Raw genomic sequence first — 7,314 nt, forward strand, 5'->3', positions numbered from 1 at the left:
CGGTCACCGCGAGCGCGCCGGCGGCGAGGTAGTCGGCGGCGTTGTCCGTGGTCAGCCCGCCGGTGGCGACCAGCGGGACGTCCGGGTACGGGCCGCGCAGGTCGGAGAGGTAGGCCGGGCCCAGGCGCGCCGCCGGGAAGACCTTCACCGCGGTGGCGCCCAGGTCGACGGCCGCGGCGACCTCGGTCGGGGTCATCGCGCCCAGCACGACCGGCACCCGCTGTCGGGCCGCCTCCGCCGCGTCCTCCGGGCGCAGGCCGGGCGTGAGCAGGAACCGGGCGCCCGCGGCGATCGCGTCCCGTGCGTCGGCCGCCGTCAGCACGGTGCCGGCGCCGAGGAGCAGTCCGTCCACTGTGGACGCTGCCTCGATGAGCCGCGGCGCGTCGGGGGTGGTGAGGGCGAACTCGACCATCGGCAGGCCCGCCTCGACGAGTGTCGCCGCCAGGCCGGCCGGGTCGGGCATCGCCGGGGCGCGGATGATGCACAGCGCCCGGCGCGCGGTCAGCTCAGCGAGCAGGTCCATCCGTGTCCCTCCCGTTGCGGATCGCGTGGCCGGGCAGCGCGTCCGTGCGGCGGCCGTCGTCGATCACAGGCACGCCGTTGACCAGCACGTACGGGATACCGGCCGCCGGTTGGCGCGGATCGGTGTAGGTCGCGGCGTCGGCCACCTCCGCCGGGTCGAACAGGACCAGGTCGGCCACGTAGCCGGGGTGGACCAGTCCCCGGTCGGGCAGCCGCAGCCGCTGGGCCGGGCGGCCGGTCAGGTGCGCCACGCACTCCTCGAGGCCCAGCACGCCGAGCTCGCGCACGTAGTGACCCAGGTACCGGGGGAACGTCCCCCAGGCACGCGGGTGAGGCTGGCGGCCGACCAGCAGCCCGTCGCTGCCGCCGGTGTGCATCGGGTGGCGCATGATCGCCCGCACGTTGTCCTCGTCGCCGACGTGCATCAGGCACGAGGTACCCAGACGTTCGGCGACGAGCACGTCGAAGTACAGCTCGGCGGGCGGCCGGTCCGCGCGCCGGGCGGCCTCGGCCACGCTCAGCCCCACGAGGTCGTCGTGCTCGGCGAGGCGCACGCCGTTGATCTCGATCGCCGACCAGTCCACCGGCACGCCGTTGGCGCCGTCCGTGCCGCGCTCCTCCAGCTCCACCCGGACCCGCTCGCGGGTGTCCACATCGGACAGTCGGGCCAGGGTCGCCTCCGGGCCGCCCTCGGCCGCCCAGCTCGGCAGCAGCGCGGACAGGTAGGTGGCGCCGGCCAGGTACGGGTAGGTGTCGAGCGTGACGTCCGTGCCGGCGGCCAGCGCCTCGTCCAGCAGTGCCAGCAGCTCGCCGGCGCGGCCGGCGTTGACCGGGTGGTTCATCGTGGCGTGCGCCAGGTGCAGCGGACAGCCCGACCACCGAGAGACGTCGACCATCTCCGCGTACGCCTCGAGCGCGCCGGCCCCGTAGCTGCGGTGGTGCGGGCTGTAGTACCCGCCGCCCGCGGCCACCACCTCGCACAGCGCCACCAGCTCGTCGGTCGTCGCGTACATGCCCGGCGCGTAGGTCAGCCCGGACGACATGCCCGCGGCCCCCTCGGCGAGCCCGGTCGCCACCAGCTCACGCATCGCGTCCAGCTCGGGCTCGGTGGCCGGCCGGTCCGCCCAGCCCATCGCGAGCATCCGGATCGTGCCCTGCGGCAGCAGGTACGCGGCGTTGCACGCGATCCCGCGGTCGAGCCGGTCGAGGTACTCACCGACACTTCGCCAGTCCCACTCGAACCCGGACGGGTCGTCGTTCCAGCCGGCGAGCTGGCCGCGCAGCGTGTCCAATGTGGATTCGTCGACCGGCGCGTAGGACAGCCCGTCCTGGCCGAGCACCTCCAGCGTCACGCCCTGCGACACCTTCGCGAGATGGTCCGGCTCCGCCAGGATCTGGACGTCGGAGTGCGCGTGCATGTCGATGAACCCCGGCGCCAGCACGAGCCCGGCGGCGTCGACCACCTGGCCGCCGTCGAGGTCGGACCCGATCTCGGCGATCCGCCCGTCGGCGACCTCGACGTCCGCGCGGTAGCGGGCCGCGCCGGTGCCGTCGACCACCGTCGCGTCGCGAAAGACGCCCGCGAACCCGGAGCCGGCCATCAGAAGTACGTGCGGACGAGGTCGACCACGGTCTCCCCGTCCGGGCCGACGACCGGGAGCAGCTGCCACTTGTCGAACGTGGTGCACGGGTGGGACAGGCCGAACCCGACCCAGTCGCCGACCTCGACGTCGCCGCCGTGGGCGAGGAACGTGTGCTGGTCGTTGAGCGCGGTCACCTCGCCCGCGAGCGGCCGGGTGTCTCCGTCACGGCGAATTACCTGCGGGATCGGCAGGTCGATGTCGTAGGGCAGGTCGCGCTTGCCGGCGGTGAGCAGTGCGAGCCCGGGCTCGGGGCAGGACATCACCTGGGCCCACGCGCGCAGCCCCGCGCGGAGCGTGGGACCGGACACCCTCGGGTGCGCGCCGAGCGGCGAGACCCGGTCGTAGATGCCCGAGTCGTGGGTGACGTAGGCGCCGCTGCGCAGCAGGGGCAGGACCGGCAGGCCATCCGGCCACGGCACGTCGAGCCCGCCGCCGAGCACGCTCGCCACCACGTCGAAGTACGAGCTGCCGCCCGCGGTGACGATCACCTCGTCGACGTCGTCGAAGTGGCCGCGCCCGGCCAGCTCCACGGCGAGCGCGCGCAGGTCGGTCAGGTAGGCGCGGACCGCGGCGAGGTCCTCGGGCGCGGCATCGTGGGTGACGGCGCCCTCGTAGCCGCCGACGCCGGTCAGCCGCAGCGCGGGCGAGGCCGCCACCGCCTCGGCCACCTCGAGCCCGGCGGCCAGGTCGCGCACGCCGGTGCGGCCCTTCGGCGTGCCGACCTCGACGAGCACGTCGACCGGCCGCGGGGCGCCGCGCAGGGCCTCGGTCATCAACGCCACCCCGCGCACCGAGTCGACCCAGCAGCAGAACCGGAAGTCCGGGTCGCGGTCGAGCTCGGTCGCGAGCCAGGCGAGCGCCGCCGGGTCGACCAGCTGGTTGGCCAGGACCACCGGGCTCACCCCGAACGCGCGGTACACCCGCAGCTGGCTCGCGGTCGCCGCGGTCTGGCCCCACGCGCCGTGGTCGAACTGCCGCGCGTAGAGCTGCGGCGCCATCGTGGTCTTGCCGTGCGGTGCGTGCGCGAACCCGTGCCGGGCGCAGAAGTCGGCCATCGCGGCGAGGTTGTGCTCGACCGCCTCGGCGTCCAGCACGACCAGCGGCGGCAGGAAGTCCGGCAGGCGCAGTTCCGCGTCACGCGCCTCGCCGATCGTCATGCCCTGTGCCGCGGCGGGCAGTCCCTTGAAGCGCCAGTCGATCCGCTCGTCGAGGATCGCGGCGACTCGGGCGCGGTCGATGCGTCCTGTCTGCACTCGACGCTGTGTAGCATCCACGCCTCGGTGGGTCAACGCGGAGAGGATTGCGGTGACTGTGGTCGACGCGCTTTGCCTGGGCGAGACGATGGCGCTGTTCGTGCCGGCCGAGCCCGGGCCGGTCGAGGACGTGCGCACCTGGACGCGCACGGTCGGCGGCGCCGAGTCCAATGTGGCCTGTCACCTCGCGGGCCTGGGCCTGCGCGCGGCCTGGGTCTCGGCCGTCGGCGACGACCCGTTCGGTCGCGCGGTCACCGGGTTCGTGGCCGGGCACGGGGTGGACGTCGCCCGCGTCGCGGTCGACCCGGACCGGCCGACCGGCGTGTACTTCAAGACACCCGGCGGCGTGCGCTACTACCGGCGCGACTCGGCGGCGGCGGGCATGGGCCCGGAGCTGCTGGCGGGCCTGCCACTGGACGGCGTGCGCCTGGTGCACACCAGCGGGATCACGCCCGCGCTGTCGCCGAGCTGCCTCGCCCTGATGCGCACGCTGCTCGGCGCCCCGCGGCGGTTCCTGGCATCGTTCGACGTGAACTGGCGGCCGGGGCTGCGCGCCGCACAGGACCCGGAGCTGCTGCGGGAGCTGGCCGCGCTGGCCGACGTCGTGCTGGTCGGCGCGGACGAGGCCGAGACGTTGTGGGGCACCGGCGAGCCGGCCGCGATCCGCGAGGTCCTGCCGGAGCCGCCGGCGCTCGTGGTGAAGCAGGCCGAGCGGGGTGCCACGCTGATCGAGGGCGACGGGCCCGCGGTCTTCGAGCCGGCGCTGCGCGTCGACGTGGTCGAGCCGGTCGGCGCGGGTGACGCGTTCGCCGCGGGCTACCTGGCCGCGCTGCTCGCCGGCGAGCCGCCCACCCGCCGGCTGCGCGCCGGACACCTGCGGGCGGCGTCGGCGCTGCGTACCCGCGACGACGTCGGCCCGCCGCTGCCGGCCGACCTGGTGGCGGCGCTGCTGGCGGCCGGCGACCGGGAGTGGCGGGCGGCGCGGATCACCTGACAGGGTGAGCACATGGCGAAGATCGCGATCAACCCCGAAGGCGCCGCGCCCCTGCCGGTGCCGCTGTCTCCTGGCATCCGCAAGGGCGACATCCTGCAGATCGCCGGCCAGGTCCCGCTGGATCCGGCCAGCGGCGACCTGGTCGGCGACACCATCGGCGAGCAGACCCGCCAGGTGCTGCGCAACATCGAGGACGTGCTGGCCGCGGGCGGCGCGACCATGGACGACGTCGTGATGTTGCGCGTCTACCTCACCGACCTCGACCACTTCGCCGGGATGAACGAGGTCTACGCCGAGCTGGTCCCGCGGCCCTACCCGGCGCGCACGACCGTGTACGTCGGGCTGCCCGCCGGCCTGCTCGTGGAGATCGACGCCCTCGCTGTGATCGAATAGTCCCTGACCTGGGACTAAGGAGGGCAGCGCGCGGCTCGCCCGGTCAGTAGAGTGCCGGGGATGTCCGACGAATCTCCGCTCGACCAGCTCAACGTCGCCGAGCCCGCGGCGGCCGAGCGGGAGCTGCTCGCCTGCTGTGGGTCGCGGCGCTGGGCCGACGAGCTGCTCGCCCGGCGGCCCTACCACGACCTGGCCGGCCTGCGGCGGGTGTCGCACACCGTGCTCGGCGAGCTCCGCCGGGCCGACGTCGACGAGGCGCTGGCCGCGCACCCGCGGATCGGGGAGCGCGCGGCCGGCCCGGGCCGGGAGGCCGGCTGGTCGCGGGCCGAGCAGTCCGGGACGGCGGTGGCGAGCGCGGAGACACTGGCCGATCTCGCCGCCGGGAACGTCGTCTACGAGGAGCGGTTCGGCCACGTCTTCCTGATCTGCGCGACCGGCCTGTCCGCCGAGGAGATGCTGCACGCGCTGCGCGAGCGGCTCGGCAACGACCCCGACACGGAGCGGGACGTGGTGCGCGCCGAGCTCACCAAGATCGTGGACCTGCGACTGGAAAAGGCGTTCGCACCGTGAGTCTCTCCACCCATGTGCTCGACACCAGCATCGGCCGGCCGGCCGCCGAGGTGCCCGTGCGGCTCGAGGCCCGCGGTGACGGTGGCTGGCGGCCCGTCGTCGACGGCCGCACCGACGCCGACGGGCGGGTCACCGGCTGGGGCGTCGAGGCGGCCGGCGTGTACCGGCTCGTCTTCGGCACCTCGGACTACCTCGGGCCGGACGCGTTCTACCCGGAGGTCGTGGTGGCCTTCCGGATCGCCGAGCCGGCCGAGCACTACCACGTGCCGCTGCTGCTCAGCCCGTTCGGCTACTCGACCTACCGGGGGAGTTGACCATGACGTTCAAGCTGGGCGAGAACCAGTACGGCAAGGCGGAGACCCGCCTCGTCCGGGTCGACCGCGGCTCAGCTGACGGCAGCGACCGGCACGAGATCATCGACCTCAACGTCAGCACCGCGCTGGCCGGCGATCTCGACGCCACCCACCTGACCGGTGACAACTCCGGCGTGCTGCCCACGGACACGCAGAAGAACACCGTCTACGCCTTCGCCCGCGACGGCGTCGGCGAGCCGGAGGAGTTCGGCCTGCGGCTCGCCCGCCACTTCGTCGACACGACGGAGACGATCACGCGCGCCCGGGTGCATCTGGAGATGTACCGCTGGGAGCGAATCACGGTCGGCTACCCGGACAACCCGGCGCCCGCGCACCACTCGTTCGCCCGCGCCGCCGGCACCCGGACGGCCACGGTCACCTACGACGGCACCACGGCCTGGGTCGTGTCCGGCGTCGAGGACGTCACGGTCCTCAACACGACCGGTTCGGAGTTCCACGGCTTCCAGCGCGACCGGTACACGACGCTGGCCGCGACGAACGACCGCGTCCTCGCCACCGCGGTGACCGCGCGCTGGCGCCACGGCGGCGTCGACTCGGACTGGGGCAAGTCGTTCCGCCGCGCGCACATGCACCTGCTGGCCGCGTTCGCCGACACGCACTCGCTGTCGCTGCAGCAGACCTTGCACGCGATGGGCGAGCGCGTGCTCCGCGAGGGCGACGAGCTGGTCGAGGCCCGCCTTTCGTTGCCGAACAAGCACCACTTCCTCGTCGACCTGAGCCCGTTCCAGTTGGACAACCCGGGAGAGGTGTTCTTCGCGGCGGACCGTCCGTACGGGCTGATCGAGGGCACCGTCCTGCGCGAGGGTGCGCCGGAGCCCGGACTGGCGTGGTGGTGACGGTGGACTTCCGCAGACCCGCGTCGCTCGAGGAGGCGCTCGCCGCGAAGGCGGCGACGCCCGAGGCGGTGCCGATCGCCGGCGGCACGGACATCATGGTCGAGCTGAACTTCGACAAGCGCCGGCCGCCGGCGTTGCTCGACCTCGGCGGGGTCGCCGAGCTGGCCGCGTGGACCGAGCAGAACGGGCACGTCCGGCTGGGTGCCGCGGTGCCCTACACCCGCATCGTCGAGGAGCTGGGCGACGTGCTGCCCGGGCTCGCGATGGCCAGCCGCACGGTCGGCTCGCCGCAGATTCGCAACCGCGGCACGGTCGGCGGCAACCTCGGCTCGGCGTCTCCCGCGGGCGACGCCCACCCGCCGCTGCTCAGCGTGGCGGCCACGGTCGAGGTCGCGTCCACGCGCGGCACCCGCACGATCCCGATCGGCGAGTTCTTCACCGGCCCCAAGCGCTCCGCGCTCGCCGAGGACGAGCTGATCACCGCGGTCACCGTGCCGAAGGCGGCCGGGCCGCAGCAGTTCGCGAAGGTCGGCACGCGCAACGCGATGGTGATCGCGGTCTGTTCGTTCGGCCTGTCGCTCGACCTCGCCGCGCGCCGGGTCGGCACCGGCATCGGCTCGGCCGGGCCGACGCCGCTGCGGGCCGACGCCGCCGAGGACTACGCGGCCGAGGTGCTGCCGTGGGACGGTGACGATCGAGCCGGCCCGATGCCCGACGAGGTGACCCGGG

The 7,314-nt window shown here is 74.3% G+C and carries 9 protein-coding genes; 6 read left to right on the plus strand and 3 right to left on the minus strand.

Annotated elements, in window-relative coordinates; all coding sequences use genetic code 11:
• The 3 genes from ACRDSK_RS29830 to ACRDSK_RS29840 form a co-directional block, all read right to left on the minus strand.
• The coding region (locus ACRDSK_RS29830) for a bifunctional 4-hydroxy-2-oxoglutarate aldolase/2-dehydro-3-deoxy-phosphogluconate aldolase (RefSeq protein ID WP_431444692.1) at nt 1-523 on the minus strand (523 nt) is incomplete at its 3' end.
• The gene (locus tag ACRDSK_RS29835; RefSeq protein ID WP_431444693.1) at nt 507-2,123 is read right to left on the minus strand and encodes an N-acyl-D-amino-acid deacylase family protein; all 1,617 of its coding nucleotides are present in this window, start codon (nt 2,121-2,123) and stop codon (nt 507-509) included. The genes ACRDSK_RS29835 and ACRDSK_RS29830, both read right to left, overlap by 17 nt.
• On the minus strand, nt 2,123-3,418 hold the full coding sequence (locus ACRDSK_RS29840; protein ID WP_431444694.1) for an amino acid deaminase: 1,296 nt from the start codon (nt 3,416-3,418) through the stop codon (nt 2,123-2,125). Before ACRDSK_RS29840 ends, ACRDSK_RS29835 begins: the two co-directional genes overlap by 1 nt.
• Nucleotides 3,419-3,470: 52 nt before the next feature.
• Here ACRDSK_RS29840 and ACRDSK_RS29845 point away from each other — a divergent pair, with 52 nt between their 5' ends.
• The 6 genes from ACRDSK_RS29845 to ACRDSK_RS29870 all read left to right on the plus strand — a co-directional run.
• The gene (locus ACRDSK_RS29845; RefSeq protein WP_431444695.1) at nt 3,471-4,412 is read left to right on the plus strand and encodes a sugar kinase; all 942 of its coding nucleotides are present in this window, start codon (nt 3,471-3,473) and stop codon (nt 4,410-4,412) included.
• A 12-nt stretch (nt 4,413-4,424) separates the two neighbouring features.
• Nucleotides 4,425-4,805 carry a RidA family protein gene (locus ACRDSK_RS29850; protein ID WP_431444696.1) on the plus strand — a complete coding sequence of 127 codons (381 nt, stop codon included), beginning with the start codon at nt 4,425-4,427 and terminating at the stop codon, nt 4,803-4,805.
• 60 nt (nt 4,806-4,865) lie between these two features.
• The gene (gene uraD / locus ACRDSK_RS29855; RefSeq protein ID WP_431444697.1) at nt 4,866-5,375 is read left to right on the plus strand and encodes a 2-oxo-4-hydroxy-4-carboxy-5-ureidoimidazoline decarboxylase; all 510 of its coding nucleotides are present in this window, start codon (nt 4,866-4,868) and stop codon (nt 5,373-5,375) included.
• The gene (gene uraH / locus ACRDSK_RS29860; protein WP_431444698.1) at nt 5,372-5,689 is read left to right on the plus strand and encodes a hydroxyisourate hydrolase; all 318 of its coding nucleotides are present in this window, start codon (nt 5,372-5,374) and stop codon (nt 5,687-5,689) included. Before uraD ends, uraH begins: the two co-directional genes overlap by 4 nt.
• Nucleotides 5,690-5,691: 2 nt before the next feature.
• On the plus strand, nt 5,692-6,585 hold the full coding sequence (gene pucL / locus ACRDSK_RS29865) for a factor-independent urate hydroxylase (RefSeq protein WP_431444699.1): 894 nt from the start codon (nt 5,692-5,694) through the stop codon (nt 6,583-6,585).
• A gap of 2 nt (nt 6,586-6,587) precedes the next feature.
• Nucleotides 6,588-7,314, plus strand: a 727-nt coding sequence (locus tag ACRDSK_RS29870) for an FAD binding domain-containing protein (protein ID WP_431444700.1), incomplete at its 3' end; no start/stop codon positions are given.

Origin of the sequence: Actinophytocola sp., assembly GCF_050699915.1 — a bacterium.
GTDB lineage: Bacteria > Actinomycetota > Actinomycetes > Mycobacteriales > Pseudonocardiaceae > Actinophytocola.

Coding starts and splice junctions, on each gene's coding strand:
- ACRDSK_RS29835 (WP_431444693.1), bottom strand. CDS start 2,123: ATGGCCGGCTCCGGGTTCGCGGGCGTCTTTCGCGACGCGACGGTGGTC.
- ACRDSK_RS29850 (WP_431444696.1), top strand. CDS start 4,425: ATGGCGAAGATCGCGATCAACCCCGAAGGCGCCGCGCCCCTGCCGGTG.
- uraD (WP_431444697.1), top strand. CDS start 4,866: ATGTCCGACGAATCTCCGCTCGACCAGCTCAACGTCGCCGAGCCCGCG.
- pucL (WP_431444699.1), top strand. CDS start 5,692: ATGACGTTCAAGCTGGGCGAGAACCAGTACGGCAAGGCGGAGACCCGC.